Source organism: Legionella sp. 27cVA30, from assembly GCF_024160945.1.
GTDB lineage: Bacteria > Pseudomonadota > Gammaproteobacteria > Legionellales > Legionellaceae > Legionella_A > Legionella_A septentrionalis.
In genome coordinates, this window is record NZ_JAMYXK010000002.1 from 711329 (window position 1) to 728207 (window position 16879).

Sequence of the window (16879 nt, forward strand, 5' to 3'; positions counted from 1 at the left end):
TATTATACTATATTTATAATAAATTGTATAAATATTGGACTTTCTCATGGAAGATATACAAAAATTTAATCTTAAATGGTATTTCTTAGGGATGTTGGGTTTCAGTTTCCTCACAGCTTCTCCCAAGGCATTGGCCGAAGTGCTTAATGATGCAGTCCAACCCTCCTTTTCAATTTTAAATCAACAATTAGCAGTTAATACATTTGTCTATAATCCGCGCACGTTGCGCTGGCAGGCTATTAAAAATGGCAAGGTGGTGCGTTCAGGCAAAGGTTCGGGAGGAAGGGGATATTGCCCTGATGTAAAACGATCTTGCAAAACCCCGAGCGGTACTTACAGCGTGATCAGCAAGGGCGGTTCCAGTTGCCGTTCTTCCCGGTACCCTGTAGGAAAAGGAGGTGCCCCGATGCCTTATTGCATGTTTTTCAGCAAATATTATGCAGTTCATGGCTCGCCGGATGTACCTAATTACAATGCAAGCCATGGTTGTGTCCGCGTCAAGCCGCATGATGCGCGTTGGCTGAATCAAAATTTTCTGCATATTGGCTCAAAAGTGGTAATAAAACCCTATTGAGGCGGGCTATCGCTGATCGCCTGCTTTATGCTTCTAGTTCTCCTCTTCAATACTGAAAGATGAGCCGCACCCGCAGGTGGTCTTGGCATTTGGATTGCGGATGACAAATTGCTCACCTTGAATATTTTGTATATAGTCAATTTCAGCTTTTTGCAAATATTGATAGCTCATTGAATCAACCAGTAGTTTCACTGAACTTGCACCATTTGAGCAAATTTGTTCGATAACCGTATCATCCTCATTAATGGTTTCATCAAAGGTGAAGCCATATTGAAAGCCGGAGCATCCGCCTCCCGTTATATAGACTCTCAGGTTAAGGTTTGGATTTTCTTCCTCGGCAATCAAAGAAGCCACCTTGTCAGCCGCACTGACTGTAAAATGAATGGTCTCTTCCATTTCGGGTAAAGCATGAGTTGCAGCCATAATTTCTCCAGGATAAGGTAATTTTGTACAATAAATAATTATATTATAGTCAGCGGATAATATGTTCTATAGTAGCACCGCCCAAACAGCGGTTTTTGTCATAAAACACAATATACTGTCCAGGGGTTACGGCACGTTGGGGCTCTGAAAACATGACATAATGTTGGTTCTTATCCGGTGGTGAAATCACGCATGCTTGTTCAGGTTGACGATAGCGCGTTTTTGCATGACAAGTCAGCGGGAATTCAGGTGCCTCGCATAGCCAATGAATTGGACCACAAATCAATCCCTGTGCGTAGAGCATCGGATGATGGCTGCCCTGGGCCACAATCAACGTATTGCTGGCCATGTCTTTATCGACCACGTACCAGGGTGCATCGCCTCCCAACCGTGTCCCGCCTATGCCTAATCCCTGCCGCTGACCCAGGGTGTAAAACATTAAGCCATCATGTCGGCCTATGATGTCACCAAAAGGCGTTTTGATATCGCCCGGTTTTGCCAGCATAAATTCATTGAGAAAAGCTTTAAAACGCTTTTCTCCAATAAAACAAATCCCGGTGGAATCTTTTTTATCATGAGTGATGAAGCCTAAATCTCGGGCAAATTCCCTAACTTGCGATTTTAAATAATCGCCAACTGGAAACAGGGTTTTAGCCAGGGCTTGTGGATTGACTGCATGCAAAAAATACGTTTGATCTTTTTCCCGATCTTTGGCTTTGCATAATACTCCTTTGCCATCCGTCACATGCACCTTGGCATAATGCCCCGTGGCAATAAAATCTGCGCCTAATGTCAGGGCATGCTGAAGGAATGCTTTAAATTTAATTTCTTTATTGCACAGCACGTCTGGATTTGGGGTACGTCCATTTTCATATTCATGCAGAAAATGATTAAAAACCCGTTGCAAATATTCTTCGGCGAAATTGACGCTGTGCAGCGGAATGCCCAATTGTTCGCAAACGGCACGCGCATCGGCCAAATCTTTCGCCGCTGCGCAATAATCATCCTTATCATCCTGTTCCCAGTTTTTCATGAACAAGCCTTCCACCTGATAGCCTTGTTCACGCAATAACCATGCCGCGACGGAAGAATCAACGCCGCCTGACATCCCAACAATAACCTTGGCTCTTGTAAGTCCCATAGCAAGTTCAGTGTGTGTAAAAATTGTATATTTTACGCTATACTACATGAAGTGACAATTTGCGGTAATCTGCCCATTTCCTGCAGGTCTTCACTTTAATACTAATCTAATTATAAGCATTCATGACGCTATGAAAATTTGTTTAAAAACTTTGGCGAAAGAAGCCAATGCCCAATCTTTTGCGATCCGTTTGGATCATCGTTTACCACCTCATGTTGATGGGGTTTGCCAGCTCGTTTGCGACATCCAGGTAGAACAAAGAAACGATTACTATTTGTTAAGCTTACAAGCACGAGGGGATGTGCGCATCATTTGCCAACGTTGTTTGACGGCTTTCCCTTTCCTTTATGAGAATCAAACGCAAATAGCCATATGTTCTCAAGATGAAATTGCCGAGCGCTTAATGGAGCAATATGAATGCATCGTATTGCCGGGTAGCCAGGTTGATTTGACGGAAATACTGATTGATGATTTGTATTTATTTACACCGGAAAAGCATGAAAATCTAGAAGATTGCGATGTGGAAACTCGCTCCTTTATCCACGAGGAAAACGAAATGCATTCGTAATTATTCACTTAAAAGTATATAATGCGCTCTATTGGTTTTAATATTAATCATTTTTTTCTTAAAACATGCTGTGTTGCTGCACGAAGCATACAATTTCTAGCAACAATACTTGGATTGCAAATAAAAAATCGGTAATATTCCGACCTTATGAAAAAACAAATTGTTTAGGAGTAATACAATGGCTGTTCAACAAAACCGGAAATCACGTTCCCGACGTGATATGCGGCGCTCTCATGACGCATTAACCAAGCCCACTTTATCTGTAGATAAAACCACTGGCGAAACACATTTGCGCCATCACATTACCCCCGACGGCTATTACCGTGGACGTAAAGTTCTTGACACTGGAAGCGCATACGAACAAGACGACGAATAAGAGTAATGTCCTTGAATACGATAACCATTGCCATTGATGCGATGGGCGGGGATCATGGTTTGGATGTAGTGATCCCGGCTTGTGCGCGTGCAGTTCGCAATAATCCTGGTTTGAAGTTATTGCTGGTGGGTGACGAAGATCAGGTTAATAAGCATTTGAAGAAGCAGGGAATGTTCGGCAATAAGCAATTTTCTGTTGTTCACGCGTCGGAAGTCGTGGCTATGGATGAATTGCCGTCTCATGCATTGCGTAACAAGAAAGATTCGTCCATGCGCGTTGCCATTAATTTGGTGAAGGAAGGACGGGCGCAAGCTTGCGTCAGCGCCGGCAATACGGGCGCTTTGATGGCTACTGCACGTTTTGTTTTAAAAACCCTGCCAGGCATTGACCGGCCTGCAATCATTGCGGAATTGCCTACGCGAAAGGGCAAGACACGCGTGATTGACTTGGGCGCCAACGTCGATTCTTGTGCAGAACATTTATTTCAATTTGCCATAATGGGTTCTGCCCTGATTCAGGCAGTGGACAATATTCCCAAACCTAAAATCGGCTTGCTTAATATCGGTGTTGAAGAAATTAAAGGCAACGATCAAGTCAAGCGCACGGCACATATGCTTGCTGAATGCAAGGTGATGAATTACGTCGGGTATGTTGAGGGTGATCAATTTTACTCGGGCGAAGTCGATTTGGTGGTTTGCGATGGTTTTGTAGGGAATGCAACGCTTAAGGCTAGCGAAGGTTTAGCCAAGTTAATGCTTGCTGTACTCAAGGAATCATTCACGCGGAATTGGCTGACTAAACTGGCTGGCTTAATTGCTCGTCCTGCCTTGTCTCACCTTAAAAAACACATGGATCCAGCCCGCTATAATGGAGCGAGTATGTTGGGTCTAAACGGTATTGTTATTAAAAGCCACGGCGGTGCCAGTGAAATGGCTTTTCAATTTGCAATTGAAGAAGCTGTTTTGCAAGTTAAAAATAACGTGGTGGATTTAGTTCGCAATCAAATTACGGACTTTATTAATCAAGGTTTAATGTTATGAAAAATGCGGTTATTAGCGGTACAGGCAGTTATTTGCCTGAGCGTCAACTTACCAATAAAGAATTGGAAAAAACGCTTGATACCAGTGATGAATGGATTGTTACCCGCACCGGAATCAGCAGCCGCCACATTGCTGCAGCTCATGAAACCACATCATTTATGGCCAGTCAGGCTGCCCTAAAGGCCGTTGAAGCATCAGGACTGAGCGCTGAACAAATTGATTTAATTGTTGTTGCTACCTGTACACCGGATCATTTTTTCCCAAGCATGGCATGTCATGTGCAACACGCATTGCAAGTTTCCCGTCCTATTCCAGCATTTGATGTGAGTGCTGCGTGCAGCGGTTTTGTCTATGCGCTGGATATTGCCAAGCAATACATTAGTTCCGGAACTGCCCAGCATGTGTTGGTGGTTGGCAGTGAAAGTATGTCACGGGCTGTTGACTGGACGGATCGTTCCACTTGCGTCTTATTCGGAGACGGTGCCGGGGCAGTGGTTTTAAGCGCCAGCGACGAACCAGGAATTCTGGGCAGCGTTTTGCATGCCTCTTATGATGAGAGCAAATTGTTAACGTATGCAACTCATACTAGCGAGGGTCCAAGGCCATTGATTGGCATGCGCGGCAATGAAGTATTCAAAATTGCAGTCAATATCATGGGTGATATTGTGGATGAAATCCTTGCTGCCAGTAATTTACAGAAATCAGATATCAAATGGCTGGTTCCGCATCAGGCCAATATCCGTATTATTCAGGGAATAGCAAAAAAATTATCGCTTCCCATGTCGCAAGTCATTGTGACCATTGAGCATCAAGGCAATACTTCTGCAGCATCCATTCCTTTGGCATTAGATGTATCCATCCGCGAGCAGCGCATTAATCGTGGAGATCTTTTGTTGCTGGAATCGTTTGGTGGTGGAATGACCTGGGGCGCTATGGTAATCCGCTATTAATTCAAATCTATTCCCGCCTGATGACCATCAGAATTAGAGGATAAATTATGACGAATTTTGCATTTGTGTTTCCTGGACAAGGTTCGCAAACGGTCGGTATGTTAAATGATTTGGCCACCCGTTTTCCTTTGGTTACTGCTTTATTTGCAGAAGTTTCGGATGCTCTTGGCTATGATGTTTGGCGCATGGTGCAACAAGATCCGGAAGGCAAACTAAATCAAACAGAATTTACTCAGGTAGCGATGTTGACTGCTGATGTAGCTGTTTATCGTGTTTTGCAGCAATCGGCTGCTATCCCTGCCGCCATGATGGCAGGCCATAGTTTGGGAGAATATGCTGCATTGGTGTGCGCCGGTGCCATAAGTTTGCCAGGCGCTGCATTGCTGGTAGCGAAGCGAGGCCAGCTCATGCAAAGTACCGTGCCCTTAGGCAGCGGTGCTATGGCCGCCATTGTGGGGCTAAGCGATGAGCAAGTTACTTTGGTTTGCGCTGAAGCCAGCACGGCGGATGAACAAGTTATTCCGGCAAATTTTAATGCAATAGGGCAAGTGGTGATAGCGGGACATGCTGCTGCAGTAGAGAAGGCAATTCTTTTAGCGGAAGCACAAGATGCCCGCATGGCTAGGGTTATTCCAGTAAGCGTTCCCTGCCATTGTCCCTTGTTAAAAGAAGCAGCTGATTTATTTGCCGAATATTTGGCACAAGCTGAATTCAAAATCCCGCAGGTTCCAGTCATCAGCAACGTTGATTTAAGTATTTATGAATCTGCCGAGCAAATACGGATGTTATTGAAAGAACAGCTTTACCGGCCGGTACAATGGGTGCGGACGATCCAGTTAATGAAAGAAAATGGCATCGACTGGGTAATTGAATGTGGTCCGGGCCGAGTGTTAAGCGGTTTGGTGAAGCGTATTGACAAATCACTGCAAACACTTAGCGTAAATGATCAGTCCAGTTTGGACATGCTATTAAAAGAGGATGCAATTTCATGAGTAATTTACAGGGGAAAATTGCTTTGGTAACCGGTGCAAGCCGCGGGATTGGGCGTGCAATTGCTTTAACGTTGGCTCAAAAAGGGGCTTACGTGGTGGGCACTGCAACCAAGGAAGAAGGAGCAAAAGCAATCAGCGATGCGTTTTTGCAAGAAAATTTAACCGGCATCGGTATGGTTTTGGATGTAACGTGCAAAGACAGTATTGAAAATTTGCTGACCATTTTGTCAGATCAAAATAAATTACCTTCTGTTTTGGTCAACAATGCAGGGATCACTTGTGATAATTTATTATTACGGATGGAAGATGATGAATGGTTGCGTGTTATCGAAACCAATTTAAACTCTGTATACCGTCTGAGCAAAGCTTGTATTAAGCCTATGTTTAAAGCACGTTGGGGACGGATTATCAGCATTGGCTCAGTTGTGGGAGCCAGCGGCAATTCAGGCCAAACCAATTATACGGCTGCTAAAGCCGGTGTTGTTGGTTTTTCAAAATCATTGGCACAAGAAATCGGCAGTCGCGGTATTACGGTAAATGTAGTCGCTCCAGGATTTATTGATACCGATATGACTGCAGCTTTACCGGATATGGTAAAAGAGGAAATGTTAAAACGTATTCCATTAAGACGGTTAGGAAAGGCAGAGGATATTGCCGAAGCCGTTGCTTTTCTTGCTTCGGATCATGCAAATTATATTACCGGTGCGACAATTCATGTCAACGGTGGCATGTACATGGAGTAAATGGCTATAACGCATACATGCAGGTGTTTTGATTAGTATGTGCGAAAATGAGTATTTTGAAGCTCGATTTTTGCTATAGATTCTGAAGAAACTTGCGTTATCTGAAGAATAGAATAAACTACCCGCAAAAATTTTTTTATAACTGAAGAGGAAACACATTTTATGAGTACAGTAGAAGAACGCGTTCGTAAGATTGTTGTTGAGCAATTGGGCGTTAAAGAAGATGAATTAAAAAATGATGCCTCATTTGTCGATGATTTAGGCGCTGATTCTTTAGATACCGTGGAATTGGTTATGGCACTGGAAGAAGAATTTGAAACAGAAATTCCAGATGAAAAAGCTGAAAAAATTACCACCATCCAAGAAGCGATTGATTATATTGAGGCTAATCTGAACAAAGAAGAAGCCTAATCCTGATATTGAGGAGTTATTCATTGAATAAGCGGCGTGTTGTAGTAACCGGCATGGGGATGTTAACTCCAGTCGGTTTAAATGTAGAAGAATCCTGGCGTAATATTCTGGCGGGTGTATGCGGTATTGGCCCGGTAGAAGATTTTGATACCAGTGAATACCCGACCAAAATTTGGGCCAAGGTAAAAAACTTTAACGTTGAAAATTACATGCCGCTTAAAGAAGCACGCAAGATGGACGTGTTTACTCAATATGGCATGATTGCTGCAGACGAAGCGTTAGCCGATGCAAATCTATCCATAGATGAAGCTTTGTCTTATCGTGCAGGCGTTGCCGTAGGGGCAGGGATCGGTGGTATCCAAACGATTACCAATAACCAGGAAAAATTGCTTGCTGGCGGCCCTAGAAAAGTATCTCCCTTTTTTATCCCGGCAGGTATCATTAACATGGTTGCCGGGCAAATTTCCATCAAACATCAATTGAAAGGCCCCAATATTTCTGTAGTCACGGCTTGCACCACAGGGACGCACAATATTGGACTTGCCGGAAGAATGATTGCTTATGGCGATGCGGATGTCATGGTGTGCGGTGGTGCAGAAATGACAACAACCCCACTGTGTCTGGCAGGGTTTTCTGCAGTTCGCTCCCTATCCAAACGCAATGAGGAGCCTGCAAAAGCTTCACGCCCATGGGACAAAGATCGCGATGGTTTTGTCATGGGTGAGGGAGCCGGAATTTTAGTACTGGAAGAGTATGAACGCGCTAAAGCCCGTGGTGCTAAAATGTATGCAGAACTCGTAGGATTCGGCATGTCGGGTGATGCATTCCACATCACCGCTCCTGATGAAGATGCCGATGGTGCATCCCGTTCTATGGAAAATGCTGTACGTGATGCAGGAATTTCTCCTGACCTGGTGGATTATATTAATGCGCATGGCACTTCCACCTACTTAAACGATTTAAACGAAACCAAAGCAATTAAACGCGTATTTAAAGAACATGCTTATAATTTGGCAGTAAGCTCTACCAAGTCCATGACGGGCCATTTGTTAGGCGCGGCTGGCGCTGTGGAAGCTATTTTTAGTGTATTGGCTATTCGCGATCAGATAGCTCCGCCAACGATTAACCTGGATAATCCGGATGAAGGCTGCGATTTGAATTACGTTCCCCATAGGCCACAGGAAAGACAAATTAATTATGTACTGAGTAATTCCTTAGGGTTCGGAGGTACGAATGGCAGTTTGCTGTTCAAAAAAATAGATTAACCTGCAGTTAAACAGGGTGGATATTCCATCCTGTTTAATAGTCATACGTTCCCATTGATAGGACAGAGTGGCTCCAAGCTGCTTTGAGGCAAACTTTCCAGTTGTGCATATGGGCGCAGCTTCAAAATTCAGATTTTTATGGTTTGAGGTAAACTCAATCAGCACATTCCGTACCATGAGGTCCTCATGCAGCGTTTTTGGATAAGATTTATTCTTATTGCCTGTGCAATAGTAATGTTTTTTGGTTCCGCAATCGTAGGATTTAATGTATATCAACTGCTTTATCGACCGATGGGCAGCCATGAAATCGTTCGCCTTGATAAGAACACGTCTGCTTATTCTTTTGCGCGTATCTTAAAAGAACGAGGTTTAATCAAATCCAAACGTTTATTTCTAATCCTGATCCGCATGCAGGATTTGTCGCAACAACTTAAGGCAGGTATTTATGAGATTCAGCCGGAAGAATCAGCTCAACAATTCCTGCGGCGAGTTGCTTTAGGCGATGTGTTGCAGGAAACGTTTGCAATCATTGAAGGCACAACGCAGGCGCAAATTGCCATAAATCTTAAACGCGCTGCTTATCTAAACTATGATCCTGTAGACTGGCTTGCCATTACTGGGAAATACCCTAATGCGGAAGGGTTATTGTTGGCAGATACTTACCATTATGATGCGGGCAGTACGAGCAAACAATTATTGGCGCATGCACATCAACAATTGCAGGACTATCTAGCCGCGAGCTGGGAAAAACGTTCCCCCAACTTACCCTACAAATCGCCTTATGAGTTATTAATTACTGCCTCCATTCTGGAGAAAGAAACATCCCTCGCTCATGAGAAGCGATTGATAGCGGGGGTAATCATAAACCGTTTGCGTAAAAATATGCCCTTACAAATGGATCCCACCGTGATTTACGGATTGGGGGATGAGTATAAAGGAAAACTAACCCATAAAGACATGAGCTTTGATTCCCCCTATAATACGTACCTTTATAGAGGCTTGCCACCTACACCAATTGCTATGGTAGGTAAGGATGCAATTGATGCCGCCGCGCACCCTGAACACACGAATTATTTATATTTTGTTGCCAAAGGCGATGGCAGCCATCATTTTTCAGTAACTTATGAACAACAAAAAGCAGCCATTAACAAGTACAGCCGCCGCTGAGCAGGCGGTTGAAGGATTTTACATGCAGAATAAAGGGCGGTTTATTGTAGTTGAAGGATTGGAGGGGGCGGGCAAATCCACGGTGATTAATTTCATCAAGCGCTTTTTATCCAATCAGCGAATTGAGTTAACTCTTACGCGTGAACCCGGTGGCACCCGCGTTGGGGAAATGATACGCAATTTAATCAAGGAAATAGCGCCTGATGAGCCATTGGATCCGCGTGCCGAGCTGCTTTTACTTTATGCGGCCAGGACTCAATTAATCGAACAAGTGATACGCCCATCGTTGCAGAGGGGAGGTTGGGTTTTATCGGATCGCTTTGAATTATCTACATTTGCCTATCAAGGCGGTGGTCGGAAATTGGATTCCAGTATGATCAAGCGGTTATCTGATTTTTGTCTGGCAGGCTTGCAACCTGATTTAACTATTTTTTTGGATGTATCGCCACAGAAAGGTTTGCAGCGTGCCCGCAAACGCAGCAAAGCAGATCGAATTGAACAAGAATCGCTTGCTTTCTTTGATGATGTCTATGCTGCTTATCATGACCATCTTAAAAACCTACAGCATGTCATTATGATTGACGCTACTCAACCTCTTGGGACCGTGCAACATTTAATTTACACGGGATTGGAAAAATACATAGCCGATTGGGTTACTCATACGCAATGTTAGAAAGTTCTAACTTACGAATGTAATGCAATGAGTTAAGAGGATGCTGAAATCTTATGCAAGTACAACATTCTGCCGGTTTGGAACAAATCCATGCCACCCTGTGGGAGCGCTTTCAACCTTTGCTTGAAAAACAGCGTTTTCCGCAGTCGATTCTATTAACAGGCCCAAGGCATATAGGAATTAAGCTATTTATTCAGCATCTGCTAGGGCATCTTCTCTGCAAAGAAGGTAAATATTGTGGCCATTGCAGTGAATGCACACTTCTTTTAAAGGGAACCCATGCGGATGTTTATATCATCAAGCCGGAAGACGAAGATAGTGTAATTAAGATCGAGCCTATCCGCTCCCTGCAGCAAGATGTGTATCAAACACCGCAACGAGGCAGGTACAGGCTTATTGTCATTGAGTCAGCTGATAAAATGAACACAGCTGCAGCGAATGCGCTGTTAAAAGTGCTTGAGGAACCGCCCAAGCATACCTTATTTATCCTTATAGCAGAACACATCAATAATTTATTACCAACTATTTTAAGCCGTTGTCAAAAATTCGTGTTTCCCGAAGTTTTTCAATTTTCAGAAGTGAGAAATTATTTAAGATTGACTGAATTTTATCCTGAGGATTCTGTGCGTGCAGAATTAGGACGGCAGAAAGAAGTCATACTCTCCACTTTGTGCGACTTGATTGAAAAAAAAATTTCTCCCTGTACAGTAGCGGCGCAATGGGCTGTATATCCTTTGCGGGATTTGTTATGGTTTTTGCATCTTTTAACGGCACAAACCATTTATCGGCAACTGAATCAGGACAGTAATGGGCAGAAAGAAACCAGTAAATTCGAGCATTTTTGCTCTCTTTTAGAACCTTATTATCAATTTATGCAATTGGATGCAATCAATGCAGTGTTAAGAAAGATCAACCATAATATAAACATCAATCCGATTTTAACATTGGAACAATTGTTATTAGGATATTTGCGAGTGATCGATGGCTGAAGATGCGCAATTATTGATTTGCTCTTTCCGTGACGAAGACGCACTTTATCATGCATACATGCCTTTTATAAAAGGTGGCGGGCTTTTTATTCGCACCACCCAGAATTACCAGCTAGGCAGTGCAGTAAACCTATCTGTAAGGTTACTTGATGAGCCGGAAAGTGATGCCGTAGAAGGGAAGGTAGTCTGGCTCACACCGAAAGGTGCGCAAGGGAATAAGCCGGTTGGTATTGGCGTGCAGTTCATCGGCGAGCAGGGGCGCTATCTCGCCAACAAGATAGAAACCTATTTAGCGGGCATGTTAAAATCCAGCCAGATGACAGACACTATATGATGCATATCTTATGAACCAGAAAACCTCTTCCCTAATCGATTCTCATTGCCACTTGCATACTCTTGATTTAAAGGAATTTAATGATGATTTGTGCCTGGTTATCAACCAAGCAGAAGCAAATGGCGTAAAAGAGTTTTTATGCGTGTGCATTGAGCTTGAGGATTTACCTGCTTTGTATGATTTGGCCAATCATTACCCAAACATTTATATTTCGGCGGGTATACACCCAAATGTATTAATGCACCAAGAAATTACTGCCACAAAGCTTCTTTCCCTGGCTACCCATCCACGTTGTATAGCCATTGGCGAGACTGGCCTCGATTACTACCGTACTGCGACGGAAGAAGCACGCGAGTCGCAACGCCAGCGCTTTCGTGAACACATCCAGGCAGCCCGCATTTCTGGCAAGCCACTGATTGTGCACACGCGCGAAGCAGCTGAAGATACCATTCTGACTTTACGCGCGGAAAAAGCCGATGAAATCGGCGGGGTTATGCATTGTTTTGCAGAGAGTTGGGAGGTTGCGCGCCAGGCATTGGATTTAAATTTTTATATTTCTTTTTCCGGAATTGTAACGTTTAAAAATGCAACGAGCTTGCAAGAAGTAGCTAAAAAAGTTCCCCTAGACCGCATCCTCATTGAAACCGATTCGCCTTATCTTGCTCCTGTACCTTTTCGTGGTAAGCAGAATCATCCAGCTTTGGTAAAATACGTCGCTTTGGCACTTAGTGATTTACTGAGGGTGGAGTATGAAACCGTTGCCGCACAAACTACCCAAAATTTTTATAATTGTTTTAAGTTACAGGCAGTTTGAGCAATGAATTGTTAAAATAAAAAATGCTTATAAGCTTGGCGGTGCGAAATTGTTAGCCTCAAGACCAGAAAGTTGCAGCAAGCTATCCACGCATGTTCCTATTGGAAGAGCGTTTACATTTGAAAATGCCAGGTAATAATAATTAGTTTGTAATTTGGATTGTATCATGAAGCTTTTTATTGGATTGATGTCAGGAACCAGCATGGATGGAATTGATGCTGCACTGGTGGATGTAGACACAAACCGGTTATTGGCTGGCATCACTTACCCCTACAGTAAAAAAACTAGAACACTCTTGGAAGATGTTCTTGCTGCTGAAAAAATAATGATTGCTGTACTGGCGCAGTTAAACACCTTGATAGGCCGGGATTTTGCTGCTGCAGCGCAGGAATTGCTATCGGCAGCGCGAGTCACTTCTGCAGACGTCATCGCCATTGGCAGCCACGGGCAAACAATTTTGCATGAGCCTTTTAGCGACATACCTTGTACGGTGCAGCTGGGTTGCGCCCATACCATAGCCGAATTGACCAAAATTACTGTAGCTGCCGATTTTCGCAGCCGCGATTTAGTGGTCGGCGGTCAGGGCGCCCCGTTTGCTCCCCTTTATCATCATGAGTTATTTGGACATTTAAAGCATGCGGCCGTCGTCAATATTGGAGGGATTGCCAATGTTTCTTTTTTAAACGATGAGGGAGGCAGTGGTTTCGATACGGGGCCTGGAAATTGTTTGATGGATGCCTGGATCAAAAAACACTTGGGTAAAGATTATGATGAAGAAGGCCGATGGGCAGCAAGAGGACAGATTATTTTCCCCCTGCTGGAAAAGCTGCTGCAAGATGCTTTCTTTAAATTGCCTGCACCGAAAAGCATAGGCAAAGAATATTTCTCCCTTGCCTGGCTGGAAAAATATGGTGTGCATGAGTTTGCCCCCGAAGACGTACAAGCCACACTATTAGCCCTAACTGCAGCTTCAGTAGCTGCTGCGATAGAAAAGCGGCAATCTGAACAAATCATCATTTGTGGTGGGGGGGCGCATAATCTGGTGTTGCTGCACGCCTTACAAGGTCGTCTGCACAACAAGGAAGTGGTTTGTGCAGAGCAATTCGAAGTCAGTTCTGATTTTCTTGAAGCCATGATGTTTGCCTGGCTTGCGGAAAAAACGCTCACACAAACCCCGCTTGATTTAAGCAAAATTACCGGCTCCGCAAAACCTGTTGTTTTGGGAGCGCTTTATCATAGAGGCACTTAGATAATCAATTATCAAAGCGTAAGGAAGCTTCTGCAACATTATTTTGTGCTTGATAATGCTTGTAAGCAAAGAATCCAGCGCCAGCAAGGCTACCTGCTAAGGTGGCTGCCGCTGTAATCATTAAGGCAACCGGAGACATTGCTATTGAAATGACTGCCAGGGAGGCCAGGAATCCGGTGATTAGTGCGGTTGCACTTGCCGTAGCCAAGACGCCACAACCCAGAGTAAGATAAAGCCACGCATTGGATTTGCCAGCAGTTGCTGCCTGGGATGAAAGCCGTTGCTGTGCTTGCTCCTCTTTTTTTACGAAAGGGGATTGATTAGCTTGTCTTGAGCCTCTATCAGCCATTTTGTGTTGTCCAGGTTTTGCAAACCAGGGATCTTCAGGATGTTTGCCCTGCCCATCCCAATAGCTTTGTACCAAATGAGGATATTGTTTTTCAATTTCCTGAAGACGATGTACTTTTAAGCTGGGGTTTTCTTCACACTCATTTAAAAATTGAGTCAATAAGTTCAATTGCTCAGTGTAATAATTCGCCAAAGGTTTATTTGCAGCAAGTTGAACGCCGCCCCAAAAATTTGGTTCATCCTGGCTGTTGGCAAGCGGTTGATGAAAATAATCGACATTCTGGTGAGATCTCACCGGCAGTACCAGAGTATATCCCGCACCTGCGGCGCGCCAAAGATCACATAGAGCCTGGGTCACGGTTTTTTGTTGGCCTCTATTGGTTGCCCAGTTTTCCATCGTGGTGGTAGGCAAACTCAAGACTGGCCAGCCAGCATGTCCCAAAACACGTGCCAGGGCGGCTAATCCCGCTCCCCCTTTTACTGAATATAAGTTATGAGCTCCACCGTGGTGAGTTTCATTGCCAGGGAAAATGAAAACATACTTGCGATGTTTGAAAATTTCTTCATGGTTTTGGTGTTTGCAAAATTCTTCATAGCTTTTCAGTGTGATTGTGGATTGCTTAATAAATAAAATGGGCATGATACTCCAAGCTTTTAACAAAATATAAGGGCAGCTTACATGCTGCTCTTCCTAATTCTAACCTGAATTTACATGGCGGGTGCTGATGCTTGTTCGAATTGCAGTGGCTGATTTTGCGCTTGCGTATGCTTATGAGCAAAAAAGCCAATTCCAGCTATACCTATGGTTAAAGCCGCTGCCCCTGCTGCCACTAAAATTAAAGGTGGGCACAAAATGGTGATAACTTTAGCCAGGGCTAAAGCTCCTATCACGACAGTTGCCGCGCCCGCAGCACCAAAAATCCCGCTGCCAATCGCTAACAGGAGTGAAGGGCTAAACCAAGCAGCCGGTGGTTGCAGCCATTTATCTTGTGGGGAATTTTTTCCATGCAGGAAGGCATCTTTTAATATTGCGTTCTGATAATATTCATCTTCCGATTCCGCATCTAATTCTTTATCTTCTGTGGCGAATTCGCCCAATTTCTGTTCAAGATTTCTGTCTTGCTTATCACGCATTGTGGTGAAGCTAACCAGCTTCGGTACTAACGAGAGGTAATAATCAGCCAGTATCTCGTTAGAACTTTCTTTCTTGTCCCAGAAATTGAGTTCGTACTCCGTGCCCGAAGTATTGTCGAGCCTGCCTAAATGTTCCGCAAAAATATCTCCTTTTGAGCAGTGAATCCGGGCTGGAAAAATGATGGTATAACCAGCTCCTGCTGCCCGCCATACAGCAGCCATGGCCACTTCTGAATAGTCGTCTTCATCTTCGCCGCCTGGGGAAGCGGGAAGGCCTAAAGTGGCAAATCCCGCTTCTCCCAGCGTTTGGGCTATCTTACCCAAGTCATCATTTCCTTTTTTTATCGAAAATAATGTGTGTTTTGCAGGATTTTGATTGCTATCGTCAAGAAAAACAAACACGCATCGTTTAGGGTTTTGTTTTTTCTCCAAACAAAATTTTGTATAATTTTCTACGGTAATATTTTCTTCGGGGAATAAAAATACAGGCATTTATATCTCCATAAAAAAGCTGGAGATAATTTTACCATGATAACATTAAATTAATCTTAACGCTGCGTAACAGCTTTAAATTATTCGCCATAAACCAGAGTAAGCAAGCTTATTAGCCAGCGTTTTAAATTGGATGCAACTAAAGGAATGTTTATAAGGATTAAAAATAAAGAGCAGCCAGCTGGCTGCTCTTTATTTATTGGAATGCTACTGGATGAAGCCCAAGTGTGGCTCTGGCTCTATGGGATGGTTTTTGCTCTGCGAATGCTTGTAGGCAAACAAACCGACACCTGCCATGCCTGCCGCTGCTGCCACAGCCCCTGCAGCCAATAAGGCAACTGGAGGGCATAAAATAGCAATAACTTGTGCCAGCGCCAAGGCTCCGACTACTATCGTTGCTGCTCCGGCAGCCCCTAAAACCCCGCTGCCAATGGCTAAAAGCAGGTAAGGACTAAAGGTGGAAGATGGCTTTGGTTGTGGTGGTTGCAGCCAGGCATCTTGCGGGTAAAGCTCCCCCGTAGTATAGCTATTAGCTAAATTTTGATGTAAATTGAAACCCTGCATTTGACGTGAAAAGTTTTGTAAATGTTGAGCCCTATTCGGTTCTCCCGTCTCCCGCATGTGTAAAAATGTATGCAGATTCACTATATAGGTATTGTAAAAATGACCTAAGCCTGGGTTGGGCTCTCCTTCATTTCCGCCCCAGAAATTAAGTTCAACGGCATAGTTATTACTTTTACTCAAAGGAGAATTAAAATATTGTCCTTTTTCCCCAAAAGGTCGCACCGGTAAAATGATGGTATAACCAGCTCCGGCCGCCCGCCATAAATCTGCCATGGCTCGTTCGGGAAGGCTAATATCTTGATTGAGCACAGTAGGCAAGCTAAGGGTAGGAAATCCGGCTTCACCGAATCGCTGTGCTACCGCATTAAGATTAGATTTCCCTTCCTTTACCGAAAATAAAGTGTGTTCTGGGGTATGGTGGCTGGGATTGCCCGGGAAAACAAAAACACATTGTTTGGGGTCTTTACCGTTTTGCTTACAAAATTCCTGGTAGTTTTCCGCTGTAATCTGGCTTTCATTGAATAATAAAATAGGCACGTGATTCTCCATAAATAAAGCTGGGCAGCATTTTAGCATATTAATATTAAGATAATATTAATATCTAGGATGACAGGAGTGGGGCTTCTTTGTGC

20 protein-coding genes are annotated in these 16879 nt (G+C 43.9%); 15 read left to right on the forward strand and 5 right to left on the reverse strand.

The genetic code is table 11. The features are described 5' to 3' along the window. The first annotated feature begins 46 nt into the window (after window positions 1-46). The gene (locus NKV53_RS08580) at window positions 47-574 is read left to right on the forward strand and encodes a L,D-transpeptidase (RefSeq protein WP_233579588.1); all 528 of its coding nucleotides are present in this window, start codon (window positions 47-49) and stop codon (window positions 572-574) included. A gap of 33 nt (window positions 575-607) precedes the next feature. On the opposite strand, the gene erpA is transcribed toward NKV53_RS08580, so the two are convergent. Then, window positions 608-997 carry an iron-sulfur cluster insertion protein ErpA gene (gene erpA, locus NKV53_RS08585; protein ID WP_199737578.1) on the reverse strand — a complete coding sequence of 130 codons (390 nt, stop codon included), beginning with the start codon at window positions 995-997 and terminating at the stop codon, window positions 608-610. A gap of 49 nt (window positions 998-1046) precedes the next feature. After that, window positions 1047-2138, reverse strand: a complete 1092-nt coding sequence (gene mnmA, locus NKV53_RS08590; protein WP_126954587.1) for a tRNA 2-thiouridine(34) synthase MnmA — start codon at window positions 2136-2138, stop codon at window positions 1047-1049. Window positions 2139-2268: 130 nt separating this feature from the next. Here mnmA and NKV53_RS08595 point away from each other — a divergent pair, with 130 nt between their 5' ends. From NKV53_RS08595 to NKV53_RS08660, 14 genes are all read left to right on the forward strand, one after another. Beyond that, window positions 2269-2706: a DUF177 domain-containing protein gene (locus tag NKV53_RS08595; protein WP_126954588.1), complete on the forward strand. Its 438-nt coding sequence runs from the start codon at window positions 2269-2271 to the stop codon at window positions 2704-2706. A gap of 178 nt (window positions 2707-2884) precedes the next feature. Next, window positions 2885-3082 (forward strand): 50S ribosomal protein L32, encoded by a 198-nt coding sequence (gene rpmF, locus NKV53_RS08600; protein ID WP_126954610.1) that lies wholly within the window; start codon window positions 2885-2887, stop codon window positions 3080-3082. 11 nt (window positions 3083-3093) lie between these two features. Then, window positions 3094-4122, forward strand: coding sequence for a phosphate acyltransferase PlsX (plsX, locus tag NKV53_RS08605; RefSeq protein WP_126954589.1), 1029 nt, complete (start codon window positions 3094-3096; stop codon window positions 4120-4122). Next, window positions 4119-5072: a beta-ketoacyl-ACP synthase III gene (locus NKV53_RS08610; RefSeq protein WP_126954590.1), complete on the forward strand. Its 954-nt coding sequence runs from the start codon at window positions 4119-4121 to the stop codon at window positions 5070-5072. Before plsX ends, NKV53_RS08610 begins: the two co-directional genes overlap by 4 nt. Window positions 5073-5119: 47 nt before the next feature. After that, the gene (gene fabD / locus NKV53_RS08615) at window positions 5120-6064 is read left to right on the forward strand and encodes an ACP S-malonyltransferase (protein WP_126954591.1); all 945 of its coding nucleotides are present in this window, start codon (window positions 5120-5122) and stop codon (window positions 6062-6064) included. Next, entirely contained in the window at window positions 6061-6807 is a 747-nt protein-coding gene (gene fabG / locus NKV53_RS08620) for a 3-oxoacyl-ACP reductase FabG (RefSeq protein ID WP_127032469.1), read from the forward strand. The genes fabD and fabG overlap by 4 nt, the downstream gene beginning before the upstream one ends. A gap of 162 nt (window positions 6808-6969) precedes the next feature. Continuing rightward, the gene (acpP, locus tag NKV53_RS08625; protein ID WP_025385412.1) at window positions 6970-7218 is read left to right on the forward strand and encodes an acyl carrier protein; all 249 of its coding nucleotides are present in this window, start codon (window positions 6970-6972) and stop codon (window positions 7216-7218) included. Window positions 7219-7241: 23 nt separating this feature from the next. Further along, on the forward strand, window positions 7242-8483 hold the full coding sequence (gene fabF, locus NKV53_RS08630) for a beta-ketoacyl-ACP synthase II (protein WP_126954593.1): 1242 nt from the start codon (window positions 7242-7244) through the stop codon (window positions 8481-8483). Window positions 8484-8669: 186 nt separating this feature from the next. Continuing rightward, on the forward strand, window positions 8670-9650 hold the full coding sequence (mltG, locus tag NKV53_RS08635) for an endolytic transglycosylase MltG (protein WP_127032468.1): 981 nt from the start codon (window positions 8670-8672) through the stop codon (window positions 9648-9650). 22 nt (window positions 9651-9672) lie between these two features. After that, a complete protein-coding gene (tmk, locus tag NKV53_RS08640) occupies window positions 9673-10323 on the forward strand; it encodes a dTMP kinase (RefSeq protein WP_253350984.1) in 651 nt (216 codons plus the stop codon). A gap of 53 nt (window positions 10324-10376) precedes the next feature. Further along, on the forward strand, window positions 10377-11312 hold the full coding sequence (locus NKV53_RS08645; protein WP_126954596.1) for a DNA polymerase III subunit: 936 nt from the start codon (window positions 10377-10379) through the stop codon (window positions 11310-11312). Continuing rightward, window positions 11305-11646, forward strand: a complete 342-nt coding sequence (locus NKV53_RS08650) for a PilZ domain-containing protein (RefSeq protein WP_126954597.1) — start codon at window positions 11305-11307, stop codon at window positions 11644-11646. The genes NKV53_RS08645 and NKV53_RS08650 overlap by 8 nt, the downstream gene beginning before the upstream one ends. 10 nt (window positions 11647-11656) lie before the next feature. Next, window positions 11657-12460, forward strand: coding sequence for a TatD family hydrolase (locus NKV53_RS08655; protein WP_127111450.1), 804 nt, complete (start codon window positions 11657-11659; stop codon window positions 12458-12460). A 166-nt stretch (window positions 12461-12626) separates the two neighbouring features. Further along, window positions 12627-13709, forward strand: coding sequence for an anhydro-N-acetylmuramic acid kinase (locus NKV53_RS08660; protein ID WP_126954599.1), 1083 nt, complete (start codon window positions 12627-12629; stop codon window positions 13707-13709). Between the two features lie 4 nt (window positions 13710-13713). On the opposite strand, the gene NKV53_RS08665 is transcribed toward NKV53_RS08660, so the two are convergent. The 3 genes from NKV53_RS08665 to NKV53_RS08675 form a co-directional block, all read right to left on the reverse strand. Continuing rightward, window positions 13714-14697: a hypothetical protein gene (locus NKV53_RS08665; RefSeq protein WP_253350985.1), complete on the reverse strand. Its 984-nt coding sequence runs from the start codon at window positions 14695-14697 to the stop codon at window positions 13714-13716. A 68-nt stretch (window positions 14698-14765) separates the two neighbouring features. After that, a complete protein-coding gene (locus NKV53_RS08670; RefSeq protein WP_253350986.1) occupies window positions 14766-15683 on the reverse strand; it encodes a hypothetical protein in 918 nt (305 codons plus the stop codon). Window positions 15684-15890: 207 nt separating this feature from the next. Further along, window positions 15891-16784, reverse strand: coding sequence for a hypothetical protein (locus tag NKV53_RS08675; protein WP_253350987.1), 894 nt, complete (start codon window positions 16782-16784; stop codon window positions 15891-15893). Window positions 16785-16879: the final 95 nt, after the last annotated feature.